Source organism: Pseudarthrobacter sp. 10T415, assembly GCF_056394175.1.
Window position 1 is genome coordinate 1 of record NZ_JBFTHJ010000091.1, and the last position, 362, is coordinate 362.

The window sequence follows — 362 nt, forward strand, 5'->3', positions numbered from 1 at the left end:
ACCTCGCCCTGGTGCGCGGCCTGCTGCTGCGTGGCGACATGGTCACCGCGCTGTCCGCGCTCCAGTTGCACTACGAGATCGAGGCCGGCTGGCTGCGCGTGCTGGACCTGCCGATGCCGGGCACCTCCCGGAACATCGGCATCACCACGCGGATGGGGGCGCGGCTCTCGCCTGGCGCCGACGCGCTGATCGCCCAGCTGCGGGCGTCCAGCGCCGTCTGGCGCTGAGGCGCCCGGCACACCCCTGGCACCTCGCCCGCCAACATCAGGGTTTCCCACACCCCCGTTTTCCCGTCCCGATAAGCAAACGGCAACGCGGCCCAAGTCAGAAAGCAATACTGCCCGGCCGCCCCAAACGTAGAC

At 70.2% G+C, this 362-nt stretch carries 1 protein-coding gene; it reads left to right on the top strand.

Going from position 1 to position 362, the window contains the following annotated elements; genetic code table 11:
- The coding region (locus AC1DBN_RS21600) for a LysR substrate-binding domain-containing protein (protein ID WP_477724216.1) at positions 1-227 on the top strand (227 nt) is incomplete at its 5' end.
- Between the last annotated feature and the right edge of the window lie 135 nt (positions 228-362).